Origin of the sequence: Frigoribacterium sp. 9N, assembly GCF_902506305.1 — a bacterium.
GTDB lineage: Bacteria > Actinomycetota > Actinomycetes > Actinomycetales > Microbacteriaceae > Frigoribacterium.
Map to the genome: position 1 here is coordinate 1,501,586 of NZ_LR733392.1, position 21,272 is coordinate 1,522,857.

19 protein-coding genes are annotated in these 21,272 nt (G+C 71.5%); 5 read left to right on the forward strand and 14 right to left on the reverse strand.

Annotated elements, in window-relative coordinates; genetic code table 11:
* Window positions 1-33: 33 nt before the first annotated feature.
* The 5 genes from ARTHRO9V_RS10075 to rplU form a co-directional block, all read right to left on the reverse strand.
* Entirely contained in the window at window positions 34-1,302 is a 1,269-nt protein-coding gene (locus ARTHRO9V_RS10075; RefSeq protein ID WP_056048302.1) for a glutamate-5-semialdehyde dehydrogenase, read from the reverse strand.
* An 87-nt stretch (window positions 1,303-1,389) separates the two neighbouring features.
* Window positions 1,390-2,235 (reverse strand): glutamate 5-kinase, encoded by an 846-nt coding sequence (gene proB / locus ARTHRO9V_RS10080; protein ID WP_159826900.1) that lies wholly within the window; start codon window positions 2,233-2,235, stop codon window positions 1,390-1,392.
* The gene (obgE, locus tag ARTHRO9V_RS10085; protein ID WP_123571841.1) at window positions 2,232-3,782 is read right to left on the reverse strand and encodes a GTPase ObgE; all 1,551 of its coding nucleotides are present in this window, start codon (window positions 3,780-3,782) and stop codon (window positions 2,232-2,234) included. Before obgE ends, proB begins: the two co-directional genes overlap by 4 nt.
* A gap of 144 nt (window positions 3,783-3,926) precedes the next feature.
* Window positions 3,927-4,193, reverse strand: a complete 267-nt coding sequence (gene rpmA, locus ARTHRO9V_RS10090; protein WP_123571842.1) for a 50S ribosomal protein L27 — start codon at window positions 4,191-4,193, stop codon at window positions 3,927-3,929.
* A gap of 18 nt (window positions 4,194-4,211) precedes the next feature.
* Window positions 4,212-4,520 (reverse strand): 50S ribosomal protein L21, encoded by a 309-nt coding sequence (gene rplU, locus ARTHRO9V_RS10095; protein WP_056048310.1) that lies wholly within the window; start codon window positions 4,518-4,520, stop codon window positions 4,212-4,214.
* A gap of 175 nt (window positions 4,521-4,695) precedes the next feature.
* On the opposite strand from rplU, the gene ARTHRO9V_RS10100 reads away from it, so the two are divergent.
* A complete protein-coding gene (locus ARTHRO9V_RS10100; RefSeq protein ID WP_369794401.1) occupies window positions 4,696-4,971 on the forward strand; it encodes a DUF4031 domain-containing protein in 276 nt (91 codons plus the stop codon).
* 33 nt (window positions 4,972-5,004) lie between these two features.
* On the opposite strand, the gene ARTHRO9V_RS10105 is transcribed toward ARTHRO9V_RS10100, so the two are convergent.
* From ARTHRO9V_RS10105 to ARTHRO9V_RS10125, 5 genes are all read right to left on the reverse strand, one after another.
* Window positions 5,005-6,384 (reverse strand): hypothetical protein, encoded by a 1,380-nt coding sequence (locus tag ARTHRO9V_RS10105; protein ID WP_159826902.1) that lies wholly within the window; start codon window positions 6,382-6,384, stop codon window positions 5,005-5,007.
* A 64-nt stretch (window positions 6,385-6,448) separates the two neighbouring features.
* Window positions 6,449-7,276: a TIGR03943 family putative permease subunit gene (locus tag ARTHRO9V_RS10110; RefSeq protein ID WP_236557021.1), complete on the reverse strand. Its 828-nt coding sequence runs from the start codon at window positions 7,274-7,276 to the stop codon at window positions 6,449-6,451.
* 46 nt (window positions 7,277-7,322) lie between these two features.
* Window positions 7,323-8,375 (reverse strand): permease, encoded by a 1,053-nt coding sequence (locus ARTHRO9V_RS10115; RefSeq protein WP_159826906.1) that lies wholly within the window; start codon window positions 8,373-8,375, stop codon window positions 7,323-7,325.
* Complete coding sequence (locus ARTHRO9V_RS10120; RefSeq protein ID WP_159826907.1) at window positions 8,372-9,178, reverse strand: hypothetical protein; 807 nt, start codon at window positions 9,176-9,178, stop codon at window positions 8,372-8,374. Before ARTHRO9V_RS10120 ends, ARTHRO9V_RS10115 begins: the two co-directional genes overlap by 4 nt.
* Before the next feature lie 18 nt (window positions 9,179-9,196).
* Entirely contained in the window at window positions 9,197-12,109 is a 2,913-nt protein-coding gene (locus ARTHRO9V_RS10125) for an Rne/Rng family ribonuclease (protein WP_201298932.1), read from the reverse strand.
* Between the two features lie 146 nt (window positions 12,110-12,255).
* On the opposite strand from ARTHRO9V_RS10125, the gene ARTHRO9V_RS10130 reads away from it, so the two are divergent.
* The 3 genes from ARTHRO9V_RS10130 to ARTHRO9V_RS10140 all read left to right on the forward strand — a co-directional run bounded on the left by ARTHRO9V_RS10130 (window position 12,256) and on the right by ARTHRO9V_RS10140 (window position 14,225).
* Window positions 12,256-12,438: a hypothetical protein gene (locus ARTHRO9V_RS10130; protein WP_056048330.1), complete on the forward strand. Its 183-nt coding sequence runs from the start codon at window positions 12,256-12,258 to the stop codon at window positions 12,436-12,438.
* Between the two features lie 106 nt (window positions 12,439-12,544).
* Window positions 12,545-13,174, forward strand: coding sequence for a vitamin K epoxide reductase family protein (locus tag ARTHRO9V_RS10135; protein WP_233568524.1), 630 nt, complete (start codon window positions 12,545-12,547; stop codon window positions 13,172-13,174).
* 127 nt (window positions 13,175-13,301) lie between these two features.
* A complete protein-coding gene (locus ARTHRO9V_RS10140; protein ID WP_159826908.1) occupies window positions 13,302-14,225 on the forward strand; it encodes a thioredoxin domain-containing protein in 924 nt (307 codons plus the stop codon).
* Between the two features lie 93 nt (window positions 14,226-14,318).
* Here ARTHRO9V_RS10140 and ndk read toward each other — a convergent pair whose 3' ends face one another.
* From ndk to ileS, 4 genes are all read right to left on the reverse strand, one after another.
* Window positions 14,319-14,735 carry a nucleoside-diphosphate kinase gene (gene ndk / locus ARTHRO9V_RS10145; RefSeq protein WP_056048334.1) on the reverse strand — a complete coding sequence of 139 codons (417 nt, stop codon included), beginning with the start codon at window positions 14,733-14,735 and terminating at the stop codon, window positions 14,319-14,321.
* An 89-nt stretch (window positions 14,736-14,824) separates the two neighbouring features.
* Window positions 14,825-15,259: a DUF4233 domain-containing protein gene (locus ARTHRO9V_RS10150; protein WP_159826909.1), complete on the reverse strand. Its 435-nt coding sequence runs from the start codon at window positions 15,257-15,259 to the stop codon at window positions 14,825-14,827.
* Window positions 15,256-16,662: a folylpolyglutamate synthase/dihydrofolate synthase family protein gene (locus ARTHRO9V_RS10155; RefSeq protein WP_123571847.1), complete on the reverse strand. Its 1,407-nt coding sequence runs from the start codon at window positions 16,660-16,662 to the stop codon at window positions 15,256-15,258. Before ARTHRO9V_RS10155 ends, ARTHRO9V_RS10150 begins: the two co-directional genes overlap by 4 nt.
* Window positions 16,659-19,952 (reverse strand): isoleucine--tRNA ligase, encoded by a 3,294-nt coding sequence (ileS, locus tag ARTHRO9V_RS10160; RefSeq protein ID WP_159826910.1) that lies wholly within the window; start codon window positions 19,950-19,952, stop codon window positions 16,659-16,661. The genes ARTHRO9V_RS10155 and ileS overlap by 4 nt, the downstream gene beginning before the upstream one ends.
* A 326-nt stretch (window positions 19,953-20,278) precedes the next feature.
* Here ileS and ARTHRO9V_RS10165 point away from each other — a divergent pair, with 326 nt between their 5' ends.
* Entirely contained in the window at window positions 20,279-21,259 is a 981-nt protein-coding gene (locus tag ARTHRO9V_RS10165) for a cation diffusion facilitator family transporter (RefSeq protein WP_159826911.1), read from the forward strand.
* The last annotated feature ends 13 nt before the right edge of the window (window positions 21,260-21,272 follow it).

Consider the following 21,272-nt stretch of genomic DNA (forward strand, 5'->3'; position numbering starts at 1 on the left):
CTCCCGTTCAGGCGGTGACGATCGTCGGTCAGTCTACCCGCGGACCTGGCCCTGACCCCGCACGACCCATTTGGTGCTCGTGAGTTCGGCGAGCCCCATCGGTCCGCGGGCGTGGAGCTTCTGGGTCGAGATGCCGACCTCGGCCCCGAAGCCGAACTCGCCGCCGTCGGTGAAGCGGGTCGAGGCGTTGACCATGACGACGGCGCTGTCCACCTCGGCCAGGAACCGCTCGGCGGTCACCAGGTCGTTGGTCACGATCGACTCGGTGTGGTGCGTCGACCACCGGGCGATGTGCGCCATGGCCTCGTCGACGTCGGCCACCACCCGGACGGCGAGGTCGAGCCCCATGTACTCGGTCGCCCAGTCGTCGTCGGTCGCCGGGACCCCGTCGGGGAAGACCTCGAGCGTCCGTTCGTCGCCGTGGATCGTCACGCCGGACGCGCGCAGGGCACCCAGCACCGGCGGCAGCAGGCGTTCCGCCGCCTCGCGGTGGACGAGCAACGTCTCGAGGGCGTTGCACACGCTCGGACGCTGCACCTTGGCGTTCTGGACGATGTCGACGGCCCAGCCCTCGTCGGCGCTCGCGTCGAGGAAGACGTGCACGACCCCGGCACCGGTCTCGATGACGGGGACCGTCGACTCGCGGACCACGGTGTCGATCAGCTCGGCGCTGCCCCGGGGGATCAGGACGTCGACCAGCCCTCGGGCCCGCATGAGGTCGGCGGCCCCCTCGCGGCCGAACTCGTCGATGGTGACGACGGCGTCGGCCGGCAGCCCCACCTCGGCGAGGGCCTCGCGCATCACCTCGACCAGCACGCGGTTGGACTGCTGCGCCGCGCTGCCGCCGCGCAGGACGGCCGCGTTGCCGCTCTTCAGGGCGAGCGCGGCGATGTCGACCGTCACGTTCGGCCGGGCCTCGTAGATGGCTCCCACCACGCCGAACGGCACGCGGACCTGGTCGAGGCGCAGCCCGTTCGGCAGCACCTTGCCCCGCACCGACTCGCCGACCGGGTCGACCAGCGAGGCCACCAGCTCGGTGGCGGCCGCGAGCCCGGCCAGTCGACCGGAGTCGAGCCTCAGGCGATCCTGGAGCGAGGCGCCGACGCCGTTCTCGCGCGCGTTCGCCAGGTCGAGCTCGTTCGCCGCGACGATCCGGTCGACGTTGGCGAGCAGGGCGGCGGCGACGGCGCGCAGACCGGCGTCCTTGCGGTCGGCCGTCGCGGTGGCGAGCACGCGGGAGGCGGCCTTCGCGGCGGTCAGCTTGTCGGTGAGCGACGGGGCCGGGGCATCGATGAGCGACATGCACGAAGCCTATGCGCCGCTCCCTCGTCTCGCGAGACCGCTCCGGCGGTGACCGCGGCGGCGCGGACGCCCCCGAGGAGGCGCGGGTCAGTCCGGTCGCCCGCCCGCGGTCCCTGGCTCCCCCGCCGCAGGTCCCGACCCCGCGGCTCCCGCCGCCTCGAAGAAGGTGCCGACCTGCTCGCCCGCGAGGGCCCGGGCGACGTTGGCGGCGCTCGTCACGAGGACGGGGGTGCCGGCCTCGGCCGCGAACCGGGCGGCCGCGACCTTCGTGCCCGCGCCTCCGGTGCCGACGCCGGCCGCACCGGCCGCGCCGAAGGTGACCCCGGCGAGGTCGTCGCCGAAGGGCACGTCGACGAGGGCGACGGCGCCGGGTTCGTGCGGCGGGCGGGTGTACAGGGCGTCGACGTCGCTGAGCAGGACGAGGGCGTCGGCACCGACCAGCTGCGACACCAGCGCCGCGAGCCGGTCGTTGTCGCCGAAGCGGATCTCGTGGGTGGCGACCGTGTCGTTCTCGTTGACGATCGGCAGGATGCGCAGCTCGAGCAGGCGCTCCATGGCGCGCTGGGCGTTGCTGCGGTGCGTCGGGTTCTGCATGTCCCCGGCGGTCAGCAACACCTGCCCCGCCACGATGCCGTAGCGGCGCAGGCTCTGCTGGTACCGGTAGATCAGGACGTTCTGCCCGACGGCGGCGGCCGCCTGCTGGGTCGCGAGGTCGGTCGGGCGGGAGTCGACGCGCAGGTGCGGCAGGCCCGTGGCGATGGCCCCGGACGAGACGAGCACGACCTGGGCACCCCGCCCGTAGGTCGCGGCGAGGGCGTCGACCAGCGGCTCGATCTGTCCGGCGTTCTCACCGCTGATCGACGACGAGCCGACCTTGACCACGATGCGGCGGGCCGTGCCGAGGCCGGCGCGGTCGACGACGCCCCCGGTCACGCCCGCTCGTCGCCTTCGACGTCGTCGCCCTCTTTCACGAGGAACCCTTCGTCGTCGGTCCACAGGCCGGCGGCGCGTTCACGCTGGAGTTCGGCGCGGGCCTCGGCCTTGGCGTCCATGCGCTCGAAGTACTCCTCGCGGCGCTGGTTGCGGGTCGGGCGGTCGTTCTGGATCAGGCGCGGGTCGGTGCCGCGGGCGCTGGTCATCAGCTCGGCCGTCGAGGTGAGGGTGGGCTCCCAGTCGAAGACGATGCCGCCCTCGGGGCCGATGACGACCGTCGAACCGGCCTGTGCACCCGCCTTGAACAGGGCGTCCTCGACGCCGATGGCGTTGAGCCGGTCGGCGAGGTAGCCCACGGCCTCCTCGTTGTTGAAGTCGGTCTGCACGACCCACCGCTCGGGCTTCTGGCCCAGGATGCGGTAGACGTTGCCGTAGGTGCCACCCTCGACCCTGATGACGAAGGGCTTCTCGTTGACGGCGCGGGGGCGCATGACGATGCGAGGAGGCGCGGGTCGCGCCGCGATCTCGGCGCGGCTGGCCTCGACGACCTCGGCCAGGGCGAAGGACAGGTTGCGCAAGCCCTCGTGGCTCACGGCGGAGATCTCGAAGACGCGGTAGCCGCGGGCCTCGAGCTCGGGCGTGACGAAGTCGGCCAGCTCGCGACCGTCGGGCACGTCGACCTTGTTGAGCGCGATCAGCTGCGGGCGGTCGAGCAGCGGCTTCTGGCCGTCCGGGACGGGGTACGCCTCGAGCTCGCGGAGGATGACGTCGAGGTCGGTCAACGGGTCGCGGCCCGGGTCGAGCGTCGCGCAGTCGAGCACGTGCAGCAGGGCCGAGCAGCGCTCGACGTGCCGGAGGAACTCGAGCCCGAGGCCCTTGCCCTCGCTGGCCCCCTCGATGAGCCCGGGGACGTCGGCGACCGTGTAGCGCGTGTCACCCGACTCGACGACGCCGAGGTTGGGGTGCAGCGTCGTGAAGGGGTAGTCGGCGATCTTCGGCTTGGCGGCCGAGAGGGCGGCGACGAGGCTCGACTTGCCGGCCGACGGGTAGCCCACGAGCGCGATGTCGGCGACGACCTTGAGTTCGAGCAGGACGTCTCCGGCCCAGCCGGGGGTGCCCAGCAGGGCGAAGCCGGGCGCCTTGCGCTTGGTCGACGAGAGGGCCGCGTTGCCGAGGCCCCCGATGCCGCCCTCGGCGGCGACGTAGCGCATGCCCGGTTCGACCATGTCGATCAACTCGACGCCGTCGGCGGACTTCACGACGGTGCCGACCGGCACGACGAGCTCGAGGGTCTCGCCGTTGGTGCCGGCCCGGTGGTCGCCCATGCCGAAGCCGCCGTTGTCGCTCGAGCGGTGCGGTGCGCGGTGGAACCCGAGCAGCGTCGTGACGCCGCTGTCGCTGACGATGACGACGTCTCCGCCGTGACCGCCGTTGCCGCCGTCGGGGCCGGCCAGCGGCTTGAACTTCTCGCGCTTGACGGACACGCAGCCGTTGCCGCCGTTGCCGGCGCGGAGGTGGAGGGTCACTTGGTCGACGAATGTGGCCATGAGGTGCTTGATCTCTTTGTCTGTGCGTGCCGGTGCGAGCTGCCCGGGTCAAACACGTCTGGGGCGAGCAGGATGCTCGCCCCAGACGGTGCGACCCGCGAGGGGCCGCCGATGCGGGTCGTGTGCCGACGCCGCGTGGTGGTGCTAGACCGTCGCCGTCGCGGAGGCGACGATGTTGACGACCTTGCGGCCGCCCTTGGCGCCGAACTCGACCGAGCCGGGGGCGAGGGCGAAGAGGGTGTCGTCTCCGCCGCGGCCGACGTTGACGCCGGGGTGGAAGTGGGTGCCGCGCTGGCGGACGATGATCTCGCCGGCGAGGACGACCTGGCCGCCGAAGCGCTTCACGCCGAGGCGCTGTGCGTTCGAGTCACGACCGTTTCGGGTGGACGATGCGCCCTTTTTGTGTGCCATGTGTTCTCAGCCCCTGGTTCAGTTGATCGAGGTGATCTTGACGCGGGTCAGGTCGGCACGGAAGCCCATGCGACGCTTGTAACCGGTCTTGTTCTTGTAGTTCTGGATGACGATCTTCGGGCCGCGCAGGTCGTTCAGCACCTCGGCGGTCACGGTGATCCCTGCCAGGGCGTCGGCGGCGGAGGTGACGGTGTCACCGTCGACGTGCAGCACGGCGGGGAGGGTGATGGAGTCGCCTTCGGCGGCCTTGAGGCGGTCGAGGGTGACGATCGTGCCGACCTCGACCTTCTCCTGCCGACCACCGGCGCGCACGACTGCGTAGACCATGTCTGTTCCTTAAGAGTTGGGGTGTCCGGCACGACGCGGCCTCCAGCCAGCGCGCACCAACCGCCCATCGTACAGGGGGCCGCTGGGGCCGTCAACGCGTCCTCCGACGGGCGCCGCGCCTCCTCCGTCCACGACCCCCGCACCGGCAGGCGGACCGACGAGTAGCATCCAGGGCGTGATCCTGATCGACGAGGCCGTGTGGCCGGCCCACGACACGTTGTGGGCACACCTGGTGAGCGACGACTCGTACGACGAGTTGCACGCTTTCGCCGCCCGTCACGGCATCCCCCGCCGAGGGTTCGACCACGACCACTACGACGTGCCCGAGTCCCGACGGGCGGAGTTGATCGCCGGTGGGGCCGTCGCCGTGACCGGCCTCGACCTCGCCCGCCGTCTCGAACGCAGCGGGCTGCGGGTGTCCCAGCGGGTGAAACGCGGCCTCACGGCCTGACCGGTTCCGTCCGCCCCGGCCGCAGCCGCGCGGTCACCAACTCGTGTCGAAGCCCTCGTAGCTGGCCACGACCGCGCCCGAGGCGATCTCGACGATGGTGGTCGTGACCCCGTCGGCCACGGGGTCGATCGTGTACGAGTAGTCGGTCGGCGTCGTCGCGTCCCCGACCGACTGGACAGCCAGGTACTGCCCGTTCGGGGAGACGTCGAAGCCCTCGATCACACCGGATGCGCTCGGGGGCTGCCAGAGCGTCCGTGACGTGGCACCGTCGTCGGCGACGACGAGCGTCCGGTACGTGAGCCCGTCGTCGGACGGGACCGACACCTGCTGCACGACGTGGCCTGGGTCGAGGGCCACCAGCGGTCCGGCGAACGGGAGGACGCCGTCGACCGGGGCGGGGGCACGGGGGCGCTCGTCCCCCGTGGCGAGGTCGACGACCATGGAGGCGATCGCCGACGCGGCGATCAGCGTGGTGCCGTCGAGCGACACCCCCTGCAAGAGCGAGTACGTCCCCACGGGCCGCACGGGGTCCACTCCCGAGAGGTCGATGACGCTCACCGAGTCGTCGACGGCCTGGACGACGACGTCGTCCTCACCCGGCACGAAGGCCCAGTCGGTGGGTTCGACGGGCTGCCCGGAGAGGCCGAGGACCGGGGCCACCGCCCGCTCCCCCTGCAGCGGCAGCGTGTACAACGTCTCGACGTCCGAACCGGTCGGACGGAACGAGAACGCCAGCGTCGTCGTGGCACGGTCGGCCGCGAAACGAGTGATCAGGCCAGGGGCCTCGGGCACGGGCAGGGTCTCGACGGCGGCCCCGTCGAGCGACACGAGGCTGAGGCTGCTCTGCGTCCCGTCGTCCGTCACGACCGCGACGGCCGAGTCGAACACCTCGTAGGCCTGGATGCGCGGCGCGGACCAGACGGTCGTCCTGTCGGAGCCCCGCAGCCCGGCCCGTTCGATGCGGTCGTCGGCCCCGGACGTGCCGCGCACGAGCCGGTACGCCGTCGCCGGGGGCGTGCTGAACCGCGCCTCCAGGGTCGAGGTCTGTCGCTGGTAGACGCTCGAGACCCCGTCGACGCGGACGTGGTAGTCGGTGTCGTACGCGAGCCGGCCGGTGAAGGTCACGGCGACCACGTCACCCGACGTCTGCACCGTGAAGGCGGCCGCGGGCGTCACGACCACCTGCGAGGCGTCGACGTGCGCGAGCGCCTGGTTGGCGAACACCCGCAGCTGCTGACCGGGACGCTCGACCACGGCCGTCGTGTCGACCTGCGTCTCGCCGGCCTTGGGACCCTGGAAGTAGGTCAGCCCCACGAAGGCGGCACAGACCACCGCGAGGACGGTGACGACGGCGATCCATCGCGTGCGCCAGCGGGCACCGGCCTCACGGGCGTCCTGCTCGGTGAGGAACACGGGGTCGGACGCGAACGGATCGGGCGTGGCAGCCCCTCCCGTCGCGCCCCGGCCCCGTCCGCCCTCAGTAGAGGTACGGGTCACTGGGCTGTCCCACGGTGGTGACGTCGTCGGGCACGAGGGCGACGGGGTCCTGGCTCGAGCTGCTGCGGTTGGTGTCGAAGCCGCCCGTGACCTCGACCCAGTCGTCGGCGGCGACCTGGTCCTGCCACCCCGGCAGGTAGACGGGCACGCCGACGGGCTGGGCGTCGACCGCGCAGCACGTGATCACGAAGCGCGACACGTAGAACACGTCGTCGGGGTCGGTGTCGGACGGCGTGACGAACCCGACGACGTCGGCGGTCTTGCCCTCGTAGAACGCAAGGTCGGTCGTCTGCCGCAGCAGGCCGGCCCAGTCGAGGACGCTGAACGACCGGTAGGCGTCCGAGGAGGCGCTGGTCGCGTCGGCCACGGTCGTGCGGTCGAGCGCCGCGGTCGACGAGTTCACGTCGCGCTGGCCGGCCGTGGCGCTGGTGAGGGTGGCCGGGGGCAGGGCGACGACGGCGATCGCGATGGCGGCGGTGACGGCGACGCCCACCGAGAAGGCGAGACGTCGGGCGCCGGTGGCGACCGGCCGACGCCGGCGCGGCCGGAGGCCGTCCTCGACCGCGGGCACCTCGGCCGCGTCGAGGCGGCCGTCGTGGTCGTGGTCGTGCCCGGGATCATGGTCGTGGCCATCGTGCGCGTCGTCGCCCCGGACGGGTGAGAACGCCAGCGTGGCCAACGACAGCGTCATGCCGATCAGGATCATCACGACCGTGAAGACGTCGTACCGGGGGTGGATGTACAGCACGAGCTGCCCGGTCGCGGCGAGCCAGAGGGTGGCGACGCCGACGACGAGCGTCAGCAGCACCCCTTGCCACCGGTCGAGCAGTCGGCGCCAAGGGCGAGGAGCAGGGCTAGGCGACATAGTTGACCACCAGTCCGATCGCGGCACTGGTCAGGGCCACCACGAGGGTGACCTGCCCGAGCACCTTGGGTGTGTAGGTCGTCCGCAGCAGGGCCAGCATCTTGACGTCGATGATGGGGCCGAAGACGAGGAAGGCGGCGATGCCGCCTGGCATGAACGTCGAGGCGAACGGCAGCACGAAGAACGCGTCGACGTTCGAGCAGATCGAGATGACGAAGGCCAGCACCATCATCGCCAGCACCGACCAGACCGGGTTGCTGCCGAGCGTGACGAGCACCGACCGCGGAACGATCGTCTGGATCGCGCCCGCGATGGCCGCGCCGATGAAGAGCGCGGGCATCATGGTCGACATCTCGCGGCGGAACAGGTCGACGCTCTTCGCCGTGCGACCCCGGCCGTGCGCATGGCCGTCGTCGACCCGGCACTCGGCCGCGAACGAGGAGGTCAGCAGGCTCTGCTGGTTCGGGTGCTTGCTGAACAGCCAGCCGATCAGGTTCGCGATGACGAACCCGCCGATCAACCGGGCCACGAGGATGCCGTCGTCCCACCCGAACGCCTGGTGCGTGGTGATGATGGTGATGGGGTTGAGGATCGGCGCCGCGAGCAGGAAGGTCATCGACTCGGACACCGTGAAGCCCTTGAGCACGAGCCCCCGCGCCAAGGGCACGTTGCCGCACTCGCAGACGGGCAGGAACATGCCGAGGAACGAGATGACCGCGCGACGGGGCAGCCCCCGCTTCGGCAGCCACGACGAGAAGAACGCCTGCGGCAGCCACTCCTGCACGATGATCGACAGGACGATGCCGAGCAGGACGAAGGGCATCGACTCGACGATGACGCTGATGGTCAGCGTGACGAAGTCCTGCAGCGCGTTCGGCAGCAGGCCCGGGCCGAGGAGGGGCGAGGCGAGGCGGACGGCCACGAGCACGGCGAGCACGAGCCCACCGGCCACGAGCAGCGGGACGCGCGACGGTGCCCGACGAGCACGCCGTCCGGCGCCGTGCCCGGCGTGGTCGGTGCGCTCCCGGACGGGAGCGCTCACCGGTCGTCCTCGTTCGGACCGGCCGGGGGCGCGAAGCGCGACCAGTCGTCCGGTGCGGGGGCCGGGTGCGACGGCACGACGGGGCGCTCGGGCGGGACGACGGGGGCCGACGGCGCCGCGGCGACGGTCGTCGGGAGGCGGGTGGAGCGATCGCCCCGGACGGCAGGAGGCGCGACGTCGTCCTCGACGTCGCCCGCGTCGTCACCCTCCCCGGCCTCGGCGACCCGGGGCGCGGGCTCGACCGCCCAGACCTCGTCGCCATGGCCGCCGCCCAGCCACAGCCGGGCGAGCACGGCCCCGGCCACGAGCAGGGCGGTGTCGACGATGCCCGCCGACAGCGGGATGGTCGTCAGGTAGAGCGCGAGGTTCACCCATGTGCCGCCGTCGATCGAGAGCACGATGCCCGGCACGATCCCGACGACGGCCAGCGCGAGGGTTCCCGCGCCGCCCGCGACCACGGCGTGGCGGACGACCGTCCGGAGGTCGGACCGCGGCGTCAGCGGCCTGATCGTGGCGAGCACGACGAACGAGGCGACGTAGAACGGGAACGGGTAGAGCACGAAGCTGCCGAGGAACTGGCCGACCGGCGTCGCGACGAACCCGCTGGGGAACGCCGTCACCGAGAAGCCGACCGCCGAACCGACGAGTGCGACGAGGCCGAGGGCGAAACGCGCCACCAGCACGACGACCAGGGCCGTGGCCGCCACGAGCAGGCGCTCGCGTCCCTCCGGCCCGGAGGCCGAGACGGACGCAGCCCGGAGCCTCGACCTGACGGTCGGGGTTCCGGGCTGGGTCAGAGGCACGCAGTCACCCTAGACGACCTACAGATCGTCGGAGCTGACCCCCACGCCGAGGATGAACGGACCGGACTCGCCGGTCGTCGTCGGCTCGGCCGGAGCCGCTGCGGTCGTGCCCTGGCTGGAGGCGCGGCGCGAACGCGAACGCCCCTGCCCGGGCTGCTTCGGCTCGGGCAGCGCACCCAGCACCGAGTCGAGCAGCTGCTCGGCGTCCTGACTGCTGATGCGACGCGGCTCGCGACGCGTGGTCGCGACGGGGATGTCGAGGATCGCGACCGTGGCGTCCGGGGTCGAGACCGTGGCCGACGACCGGCGACGCGCCGTGGCCTTGGCGACCGGAGCCTCCGTGGGCTCGTCGACGGGTGCGGCCACGGCGGCGGCCGGAGCCGACCGCTCGGCCGGGGCGGCCGCGGGGACCTCGATCACACCGGCGCTCGAGTCGGCAGGAGCGGACTCGGCGGGCGACGACACGGCAGGAGCCGACTCGGCGGCGTCCTCGCCGGTCTCGCGCGCGGCACGTGACGATCCACGGCGCCCCTTGCGGCCCGAACGCCCGCGACGGCCTTCGTCGGCCTGGTCACCGGCTGCCTCGGCGGCCGGCTCGGCCTTCGTGGCACTCGCGGCGGCGGCGTCGATGGCGGCCTCGACCGCCGCGGCGGCCTGGCTGGCCGCGTCGTCGTCCTTGGCGCCGCCTTCTTCGGCATGGGCGATGGTGCTCGCCGCGATGCGCGAGAGGGCGTTCTTCACGTCGTCGGTGATGGCGTGCGTACCCGTCGTGGGGTGAGCCCCACCGGTCGGCGCCGAGGGGCCGCCGCGACCGGACTGCGGCGCGGTGCCGGCACCGGCGCCCGTGTTGTGGCCGTTGCCGCCCGACTTGCCGGACCCGCCGGCCTGGCCGCCACGTCGGCGGTCGCCCTGCTGGCCGCCCTTGCGGGGCTGCTGTTCTTGGACGCGCGCAGCGCTGCCGGCCTCGGAGAACGACTCGGCCAGGCCGAGGCCCAACTTCTTGCGCGTCATCTGGACGAGCCCGAGCGACGTGACCTCGGCCACCTGGTGCTTGGTGCGGTCGCGGCTGAGGCACTCGACCAGACGACGCAGCACGAGGTCACGGTTGGACTCGAGCACCATGTCGATGAAGTCGACGACGATGATGCCGCCGATGTCGCGGAGGCGCAGCTGACGGACGATCTCCTCGGCGGCCTCGAGGTTGTTCTTCGTGACCGTCTCTTCGAGGTTTCCGCCGGAACCGACGAACTTGCCGGTGTTGACGTCGACGACGGTCATCGCCTCGGTGCGGTCGATGACGAGGGAACCGCCCGAGGGCAGCCAGACCTTGCGGTCGAGCGCCTTCTCGATCTGCTCGTTGAGGCGGTACTCGTCGAACGCGTCCTTGTCACCCTCGTAGCGCTTGACGCGGTCCATGAGGTCGGGCGCCACCGCCGAGAGGTACGACTGCAGCGTCTCGAACGCCTCGTCGCCGTCGATGACCATCTCGTGGAAGTCCTCGTTGAAGACGTCGCGCACGATCTTGATCAGCAGGTCGGGCTCGGAGTGCAGCTGGTTCGGGGCGTTGCCCGCCGCGACCTTCTTCTCGATGTCGGCCCACTGGTTGGTGAGGCGCTTGACGTCGAGGGTCAGCTGCTCTTCGGTCGCGCCCTCGGCCGCCGTGCGCACGATGACGCCGGTGTTCTCCGGCAGGGCCTCTTTGAGGATCTTCTTCAGACGCGCGCGCTCGGTGTCGGGCAGCTTGCGGCTGATGCCGTTCATCGAGCCGTTGGGCACGTAGACGAGGTAGCGGCCCGGCAGCGAGATCTGGCTCGTGAGACGGGCGCCCTTGTGGCCGACGGGGTCCTTGGTGACCTGGACGAGCACGCGGTCGCCGGGCTTGAGGGCCAGCTCGATGCGACGGGGCTGGTTGCCCGTCGACAGGGAGTCCCAGTCGACCTCGCCCGAGTAGAGCACGGCGTTGCGACCGCGTCCGATGTCGACGAAGGCGGCCTCCATGCTGGGCAGCACGTTCTGGACGCGGCCGAGGTAGACGTTGCCGATCAACGAGACGTTCTGCGCCTTGGCGACGTAGTGCTCGGCCAGGGTGCCGTCCTCCATGACGCCGATCTCGATGCGGTCGCCCGACGAGCGGACGATCATCTTGCGGTCGACGCTCTCGCGACGGGCGAGGAACTCGGCCTCGGTGATGACGGTGCGACGGCGTCCGGCGTCCCGGCCGTCGCGACGACGCTGCTTCTTCGCCTCGAGACGCGTGGAGCCCTTGATGCGCTGCGGCTCGGTGATGAGCTCGGCCTGACGCGGGGCACGGTCGCGGTCGCGACCACGGGGCTCGGAGTCGCGCTCCTCGCGGTCCTGCGAGCGGCCGCGCTGGCGGCGACGCGAGGCGGGCTGCTGCTCGCGGTCGTCGCGCTCGTCACGGTCGTCGCGGTCGTCGTCGTCGCCCTCGCGGTCGTCGTCCCACGAGTCGTCGCGGTCGTACCGGTCGTCACGGTCGTCGCGCTGTCGCCGACCGGGGCGGGCCGGCAGGACGGTGATCTCGGGTGCGTGGAAGATCAACGACGTCGTCGTGAGGTTCGCCGGGATCGGCGACGCCCCGTCGGTCGCCTCGTCGTCGGCCGTCGCGTCGGTGGCCCGTGACGGCTGGGTCGCCGCGGCGACGAACGCCTCGGCGACGGCGTCGGTCTCGCCCTGCTGGGAGGTCGGGGCCTGGGCCGCGACCTGCTCGTCGGTGGTCTCGGTCTCGTGGGTCACGGGTGATGCCTCCTGGGCGTCGTCTGTCGTCCGGACGGGTGAAGGGAGTGCTGCCTGCTGCCTGGCGGGGGCCGTCGCCGGGGCGGCGTCGACCGCTGCCTGGCGAGCCCTGAGGCCTGCGAACAATCCCCTTCTCTTCTTCGGACGTCCGTCGTTGTCTGTGTTGTCGTTCACCACTTGCGGTGCGCTCCTCGCCCCGCCGAGGCCATGCCGTCGGCAGGAATTCTCGTGTCGTGGCCGGGCGGTGACGTCGCACCTGCCCCTGACCACCGCGCCCTCTCACGGCGCGCCTTGTCGGACACGTCACGTTCGGTCACCCGGGGGTGTCGACCGACCTGCGGTCGTCGCCCTCGATGTCGTTCGTCGACGTGCTGTTCTTCGTGTCGCCTTGCTGGTTCGGAACTGGCCATCCGACGATGAGCGCCTGCGCTCTGGCCCGGATTCCGCTCGACCTGGTCGACCACGCGATCTCTCGCGTGACGACGACGGCCGGCACTGCCCGGTAAGCCTGGATCTCGGGGCCTGGGCCCCACGACTGGCTCGATTATCGCACGCCCACGTCGGTCCGGGGTCAAAGCGGACGCCCCGACGGCCCGTGCGATACTGCTGGACGTGACCGTCGAGACGCCTCGGGCCGTGACCCTGCCCACCGGCCGCACCCCGTTCGTCGCGGCCGTGCTGCTCGTCGTCGCCGGTCTCGGCGGACTCGTGGGGGCCTTCGCCCTGACCCTCGACAAGTTCCGGCTGCTCGAGAACCCGGGCGCGGCGCTCGGCTGCGACGTCAACCCGTTCGTGGGCTGCTCACCCGTCATCAACAGCTGGCAGGCCTCGCTCTTCGGCTTCCCCAACCCGATCCTCGGCCTGATCGGCTTCGCTGCCCCCGTGGCGGTGGGCCTGGGCCTGCTCGCCGGTGCGCGCTTCGCCCGGTGGTTCTGGCTGGCCTTCAACCTCGGACTGCTGCTCGCCTGGATCTTCATCACCTGGCTCTTCACCCAGACGGTGTTCGTCATCGGTGCGCTCTGCCCGTGGTGCATGCTCGTCTGGCTCTTCACCATCCCGCTGTTCTGGGTGTTCACGGTGTGGGGCGCGGCTCGCGGCGTCACCGTCCCGGACGGGCCGCTCCGACGTGCGGCGGCACGCTTCCTCCCCTACTCGTGGGTGCTGCCGGTGCTCAACTACATCGTCGTCGCCACGACCATCGTCGTCGTGTTCCCGCTGCTGCTGCCGACGCTGTTCGGGTGAGCCGCGCCTCCTCGCGTCCCCGGCTCCGGCCCACCCGCCCCCTCGGTCGCACTCAGGTCGCTCCCAGCCGAATCAGGGTCGACCTCGCCAGTCTTGACCGACGACCCCCGAGCCACGACGAGGACTGATGACGCCACCCACCGACTCCCCCGCCAGCAAGAAAGAACGCCGAGAAGCAGCCCGCGAGAAGGCCCGCGTCACGCGCGAGGCCGAGGCCCGACGTCGACGACGCAACAAGTGGCTCCTGCAGGGCGGCCTGGTCGTGGGCGTCGTGGCGGTGCTCGCGATCGTCGCGCTCGTCATCACGCAGTCGATCAAGCCGGCCGGTCCCGGCCCTGCGAACATGGCGAGCGACGGTCTGGTGCTCGAGGGCTCGAACGGGGCGGTCACCGCCGTGCCGAGCGGCGCCCTCGCCGCCGACGCGACCCCGACCCCGGCCCCGAGCGCCTCGGGCGACGTGCCGTCGATCGTGGTCTACCTCGACTACATGTGCCCGTTCTGCGGCCAGTTCGACACGACGAACGCCCAGCAGCTCGAGGAAGCCGTCTCGAGCGGTGCCGCGACCCTGGCGATCCACCCGATCGGGTTCCTCGACAACGCCTCGCAGGGCAGCCGGTACTCGACGCGGGCCGCCAACGCCTTCGCCTGCGTCGCGAACCACGAGCCCGACAAGGCGCTCGACGTCAACACCGCCCTGTTCGCGCAGCAACCCGAGGAGAACACCCGGGGCCTGACGAACGACGAGCTCGTCACCCTGGTGCAGGGTGCCGGGGCGACCGACGACCAGATCCCGTCGTGCATCACGGGAGGCGACTTCGAGGACTGGGTCGCCTCGGCCACCCAGCGGGCGTTGAACGACCCGATCCCGAACTCGTCGCTCGACAAGCTCGCGAGCACCCCGCTCGTCCTGGTGAACGGCCAGCAGTACCAGGGCTCGTTGACCGACGCGAGCACCTTCGCGCAGTTCGTCGCCGAGGTGCAGAACGGCGCCCCGACCGGTGACACGAGCACGGGCGACACCGAGGGCTCGACGGCGACGCCGGCCCCCTGACGACGCGACCCGTCGACACGACCGAGCCCGCGCCTCCTGATGGACTCAGGAGGCGCGGGCTCGGTGGTCTCCGGCGTCACGCCGGTCGGCGGCTCAGAACCAGAGGGCCAGCTCGCGCGTGGCGCTCTCGGGGCTGTCGCTGCCGTGCACCAGGTTCTGCTGCACCTTCAGGCCCCAGTCGCGGCCGAGGTCGCCACGGATGGTTCCGGGGGCCGCGGTCGTCGGGTCGGTCGTGCCGGCGAGCGAGCGGAAGCCCGCGATGACGGCGTCGCCCGCGATGCGCAGCGCGACGGTCGGGCCGCTCTGCATGAACTCGACGAGGGGCTCGTAGAACGGCTTGCCCACGTGCTCCTCGTAGTGCTTCGCGAGCAGGTCGCGGTCGGCCTGCACGAGGCGGACGTCGACGAGCGAGTACCCCTTGGCCTCGATGCGGCGCAGGATCTCGCCGGTCAGGCCGCGGGCGACGCCGTCGGGCTTGACGAGGACGAGGGTTTCTTCGAGATCGGACATTGCTCCTCTTTCGGTGGGTGGCGGATGGCTCGGTGGGTGGCGGATGGCTCGCGGGCGGGCGCCCGGAGGACGGGTCGGTGGGTGTCGGCTCAGGCCACGTCACCGGGCGCGTCGCGCAGCCGGGCGGCGTTCATGCGGTCGAGCTGTGTGCCCTTGACGAGGCAGTAGGTCCAGATGGCCACGAACAGGGCGGCCACGACGAACATGACCGGATCGAGGAACCCACAGGCCACGAGACCCAGCTGGACGAGCCAGCCGAGGGCGACGCCCCACCGCCAGCGCAGGGTCTGCGAGATCAGCAGCGTCAGGACGATCGCGGCGAGGCCTCCGCCCCAGGCGACGCTGGCCGGCAGCAACTGCCGCCCGAAGACCACGAGGGTGACGAAGAACAGCGTCATGGCCTCGAGCACGAGGACGATCGAGAGCAGGCTCTCGGCCGCCCCACGACGTCGACGGGGGCGCGGCGCGCGCCCGCCGGCTCCGGCTCCGGCTCCGGCTCCGGCGGGAGGCGGTGGCGTCGTCACGAGAGCCCCTCGGGCTGCTGCGAGAGGGCGATGACGTCGCCGACCAGCGTGATCGACCCCGTCACGACGACGCCGCCGGGCTCGTCGCCCTCGACCTCGTCGGCCAGGTCGCGCGCCGTGCGCAGGGCCGCCACGAGGTCGGTCTCGACGACGACGCGGTCGGCACCCACGACGCCCACCGCGATGGCGGCGAGCTCGTCGGCGTCGATCGCCCGGTCGGACTTCGAGCTCGTCACGACGAACTGGGTGACCGTGGGCGCCAGGGCGCGGACGATGCCCGCGGCGTCCTTGTCGGCCAACACGCTGAGCACCGCGACGACGCCGCCGAACTGGAAGTAGTCGTCGAGGGCCTTGGCCAGGGCGCGGGCGCCGTGCGGGTTGTGCGCCGCGTCGACCAGGATCGTCGGCTCGTTGGCGACGATCTGCAGGCGGCCGGGCGACGTCGCACTCGCGAGTCCCTCGGCGAGCACCTCGTGGTCGAGCGGCTGCGACCCGCCGCCGAGGAAGGACTCGACGGCCGCGACCGCGACGGCGGCGTTCTGGGCCTGGTGGTCACCGAACTGCGGCAGGAGCAGGTCGTCGTACCGGCCCGCGAGCCCGCGGATCGTGACGACCTGGCCGCCGACGGCGACGGTGGTGGACTCGACGCCGAAGGCGGTGCCCTCGACCGCGAGCGACCCCTCGCTCAACTCGACGGCGCGTTCGAGTTCGACCAGGGCCTCGGGGGTCTGCGACGCCGAGACCACGGCGGCCGTGGGCTTGACGATCCCGGCCTTGGTGCGGGCGATCTCGGCCACGGTCGAGCCGAGACGGTTCTGGTGGTCGAGGGCGATGGGGGTGAAGACGGCGACCTGGCCGTCGGCCACGTTCGTGCTGTCCCATTCGCCCCCCATGCCGACCTCCAGCACGACCACGTCGGCCGGAGCGTCGGCGAAGCAGGCGAAGGCGAGCACCGTCAGGGCCTCGAAGAAGGTCAGGGTGGGCTCCCCCGACGCTTCGAGATCGGTGTCGACCATGGTCAGGTAGGGCTGGATGTCGTCCCAGTTGGCGACCAGGCGCTCGTCGCTGATCGGCTCGCCGTCGACCACGATGCGCTCGTTGAGGTGCACGAGGTGCGGGCTCGTCATGAGCCCGGTGCGCAGGCCGTGCGCCCGCAGGATGCTCTCGATCATCCGGCTGGTCGACGTCTTGCCGTTCGTGCCGGTGAGGTGGATCACCGGGTAGGCCCGCTGCGGGTCGCCCAGCAGCTCGACGGCCCGCCGGGTCGGCTCGAGCCGCGGCTGCGGGGCCTGCTCGCCGATGCGTGCCAGCAGCTCGTCGTGGACGCGCTGCGCGCCGGCCGCGAACTCGCCTCCCTGCTCGTCGGCGGGGTCGCCCTGACGGTCGTTCTTCTTCGGGGTCATGCGCGTCGTACCTCCACGACGACGGCCGAGCCGGAGCCCGATCCGACGACGGTCTTCTCGGGCCGCTCGCCGACGCCCTCCTGGACGTCGACGATCAACTCGGTGGTCAGGGTCTCGCGGGAGATCAGCTCACGGTGGGCCTCGACGGCGACCGCCGCGACGGCGTCGGTCGTGAGCGTCGTCACGATGCGGTCGGACACGTCGAGGTCGGCGGTCTTCCGGGCCTGCTGCACGGCACGCACGACGTCGCGGGCCAGGCCCTCGGCCTCGAGCTCGGGCGTGGTCGCGGTGTCGAGCAGCACGAAGCCGCCGTCGCCGACGAAGGCGAGAGCGCTCGACGCGTCGGCGACGGCCAGCTCGAGCGTGAACTCGCCGGGCAGCAACTCGACGCCGCCGACGACGACGTTCTCGCCCGCGGGCTGCCAGTCGCCCCTCTTCGCCGCCGGGATGACCTGCTGCACCTGCTTCCCGATGCGCGGACCGGCCGCCCGGGCGTTGACGGTGAGCTTGCGGGTGACGCCGTATTCTCCGAGGCTCTCCTCGGTCAGGCGGGTCACGACGACCTGCTTGACGTTGAGCTCGTCGCGCACGATGTCGGCGAACGCCTCGAGGCCCGCGGGGTCGGGCGTGACGACGGTCAGACGGGCCAACGGCAGGCGGACGCGCAGCCCCTGGGCCTTGCGCAGCGCCAGGCCGCTCGACGCGACCGCGCGAACGGCGTCCATCGCGGCCACGAGGGCGTCGTCGGCCGGGAACGCCGAGGCGTCGGGCCAGTCGGTCAGGTGCACCGAGCGACCCCCGGTGAGTCCCTTGTAGATCTCGTCCGCGACGAGGGGCGCGAGCGGGGCCGCGACCCGGGTGAGGGTCTCGAGCACCGTGAAGAGGGTGTCGAAGGCGTCGACGTCGTCGCCCGACCAGAACCGGTCACGCGAGCGTCGGACGTACCAGTTGGTCAGGACGTCGGCGAAGTCGCGCAGCGTCGCGGTGGCCCGCGGCGTGTCGAGGGCGTCGAGGGCCGCCTCGACGTCCGTGACCAGGAGGCGCGTCTTCGCCAGCAGGTAGCGGTCGAGGACGTCGCTCGAGTCGGTTCGCCACTGCGCGTCGTGACCGGGGGCGGCGTGACGACCCGCGCCTCCGGAGGCCGCGTTGGCGTAGAGCGAGAAGAAGTACCAGGTGCTCCAGAGCGGCAGCAGGAACTGCCGGACGCCCTCGCGGATGCCCTCTTCGGTGACGACGAGGTTGCCGCCGCGGATCACCGAACTCGACATGAGGAACCAGCGCATGGCGTCGGCCCCGTCGCGGTCGAAGACCTCGCTGACGTCGGGGTAGTTGCGCAGGCTCTTCGACATCTTCTGACCGTCGGAGCCGAGCACGATGCCGTGGCTGACCACGTTCGAGAAGGCCGGGCGGTCGAACAACGCGGTGGAGAGCGTGTGCAGCGTGTAGAACCAGCCACGGGTCTGGCCGATGTACTCGACGATGAAGTCGGCAGGGCTGTGCTCGTCGAACCACTGCTGGTTCTCGAACGGGTAGTGCACCTGTGCGAACGGCATCGAGCCGCTGTCGAACCAGACGTCGAGGACGTCCTCGATGCGGCGCATCGTGCTCTGCCCGGTCGGATCGTCGGGGTTCGGTCGGGTGAGCTCGTCGATGTAGGGGCGGTGCAGGTCGGGCTCGCCGTCGGCGTTGAGCGGCAGGCGGCCGAAGTCGGCCTCCATCTCGGCCAGCGAGCCGTAGACGTCGACGCGCGGGTAGGCGGGGTCGTCGCTCTTCCACACCGGGATCGGTGAACCCCAGTAGCGGTTGCGCGAGATCGACCAGTCGCGGGCGTTGCCGACCCACTTGCCGAACTGGCCGTCCTTGACGTTGTCGGGCACCCAGGTGATCTGCTGGTTCAGCTCGCCCATGCGGTCGCGGAACTCGGTGACGCGCACGAACCAGCTCGACACCGCCTTGTAGATCAGGGGGTTGCGGCAGCGCCAGCAGTGCGGGTAGCTGTGCTCGTAGCTGGCGAGGCGCACCAGGCGTCCGTCGGCGCGGAGGCGCTGCACCAACGGCTTGTTGGCCTCGAAGACCTGGAGGCCGGCGACACCCAGCTCGTCGAACATCGGCAGGAAGCGCCCACCGTCGTCGACCGAGACGATCACGGGGATGCCCGCGGCGGCGCAGACCAGCTGGTCGTCCTCGCCGTAGGCCGGGGCCTGGTGCACGATGCCGGTGCCCTCGCCGGTGGCGACGTAGTCGGCGACCAGCACGCGCCAGGCGTTCTCGGTGCCCCAGGCCTCGGTGTCGGCGTAGACGTCCCAGATGCGGTCGTACTCGACGCCCTCGAGCTCGGCGCCGGTGAAGGTCGCGGTGACGGCGGCCTGGGCGGACTCGGCGGACTCGTAGCCCAGGTCGCGCGCGTAGGCGCCGAGCGTGTCGGCCGCGAGCAGGAACACGCTGCCGGTCAACAGCTCTTGGTCGCCGGTGCGCTCGCCCGGCAGGAGGGCGTGGGGCACGGTGACGTAGTCGATGGCCGGTCCCACGGCCAGCGCCATGTTGGTCGGGAGGGTCCACGGGGTGGTCGTCCAGGCCAGCGCCTCGACGCCGGTCAGGCCGAGCGCCTCGGCCTTGGCGCCGACGAGGGGGAAGGCGACGGTGACCGTCTGGTCCTGACGGTTCTTGTAGACGTCGTCGTCCATGCGCAGTTCGTGGTTGGACAAGGGGGTCTGGTCGTGCCAGCAGTAGGGCAGCACACGGAAGCCCTCGTAGGCGAGTCCCTTGTCATGCAGCTGCTTGAAGGCCCAGACGACGCTCTCCATGTAGTCGACGTCGAGGGTCTTGTAGTCGTGGTCGAAGTCGACCCAGCGCGCCTGGCGGGTGACGTACCGCTGCCATTCGTCGGTGTACTGCAGCACCGATCGGCGGGCGGCGGCGTTGAACACGTCGATGCCCATGTCGTCGATCTCGTGCTTCTCGGTCAGCCCGAGCTGACGCATCGCCTCGAGCTCGGCGGGCAGGCCGTGGGTGTCCCAGCCGAAGCGGCGGTGCACCTGCTTGCCGCGCATGGTCTGGTACCGCGGGAAGACGTCCTTGGCGTAACCCGTCAGGAGGTGCCCGTAGTGCGGCAGGCCGTTGGCGAACGGCGGGCCGTCGTAGAAGACCCACTCGTCGCAGCCCTCGCGTGCACGGATCGACTCGGCGAAGGTGTCGTCGCGCTTCCAGAAGGCGAGGACGCCGGTCTCGATCTCGGGGAATCGCGGGGAGGCGGGGACGCCGGTGGCGTCGGAACCCTTGGGGTAGGTCATCGGTTCTCCAGGTCGTGCGGTGGGTCGCCCCCGCTGCGCTGGCCGAGGGACCTTCTGACCACGAGGACGCCGTCCGGGTGCCTGACCCGGGTGGCGCGGTACCACCCCGCTTGCCGCCGTCGTCGTCCTCTCGGACGGCGACCGCGACCGCTCTGCTGCGGCTGTGACGGGCCTGCCCCGCCCGGTTCTACCGACGACCACCGGGCCTGGGCCCGCCGGTCGCTTTCTTCCGGGTGCTCCCCGGTGATGGCCGGATCGATGCGTGCTCGATCCTACCGTCAGAGCCGAGGAGGCGCGAGGCCGTCCCGAGGAGCAGGATCGAGGCCATGTCCTCCACCCCGTCCGACCCCCCGGTCAAGCCCGAGAGCACGGTCACCGTGATCGTGGCGTTCGTCGCCAACCTGCTGATCGCCGTCGCCAAGACGGTCGCCGCCTTCCTCACCGGTTCCGCGTCGATGGTGGCGGAGTCCGCGCACTCGTGGGCGGACACGGGCAACGAGATCTTCCTCTTCGTCGCCGACAAACGGGGCGTCAAGCGACGGGACGACGCGCACCCCCTCGGCTACGGGAAGGAGACCTACGTCTGGTCGATGTTCGCCGCGTTCGGCCTGTTCACCGTCGGGGCCGTCGTGTCCATCCAGCACGGCATCTCCCAGCTGACCGCCGACGAGGAGGCCGAGAACTACCTGATCAACTACGTCGTGCTGGCCATCGCCTTCGTGCTCGAGGGCACGTCCTTCCTGCAGGCGTTCCGTCAGGCCCGCGGATCGGCGGCCGAACGGCAGGTGCCGACGCTGCGGCACGTGCTGCGCAGTTCGAACTCGACCCTGCGGGCGGTGTTCGCCGAGGACGCGGCGGCCCTGATCGGCCTGCTGATCGCCTTCCTCGGGATCTTCCTGCACCAGGTCACCGGCTCGGCGGTGTTCGACGCGATCGGGTCCATCGCCGTCGGCGTGCTCCTGGGGGTGGTCGCGTTGGTGCTGATCGACCGCAACCGGCGGTTCCTCGTCGGCGAGAGCCCCTCGGACGAGCTCGAGTCGACCGTGCTCGAACGTCTGCTCGCGCGCCCCGAGATCGAGCGGGTCACCTACCTGCACACCGAGTTCGTCGGTCCGGGTCGGCTCTACCTGGTCGCCGCCGTCGACATGACGGGCGACGACCGCGAAGAGCACGTCGCCGTCGCCCTGCGCCGCGTCGAGCGGCAGCTCGAGGACCACGACGCCGTCGAGGAGGCCGTGCTCACACTCTCGACGCCGGACGAGCCGAGCCTGACGCCACGGAGGGCGTCCGACCCGGCTCGTCACTGACGGCCGCGCGGCG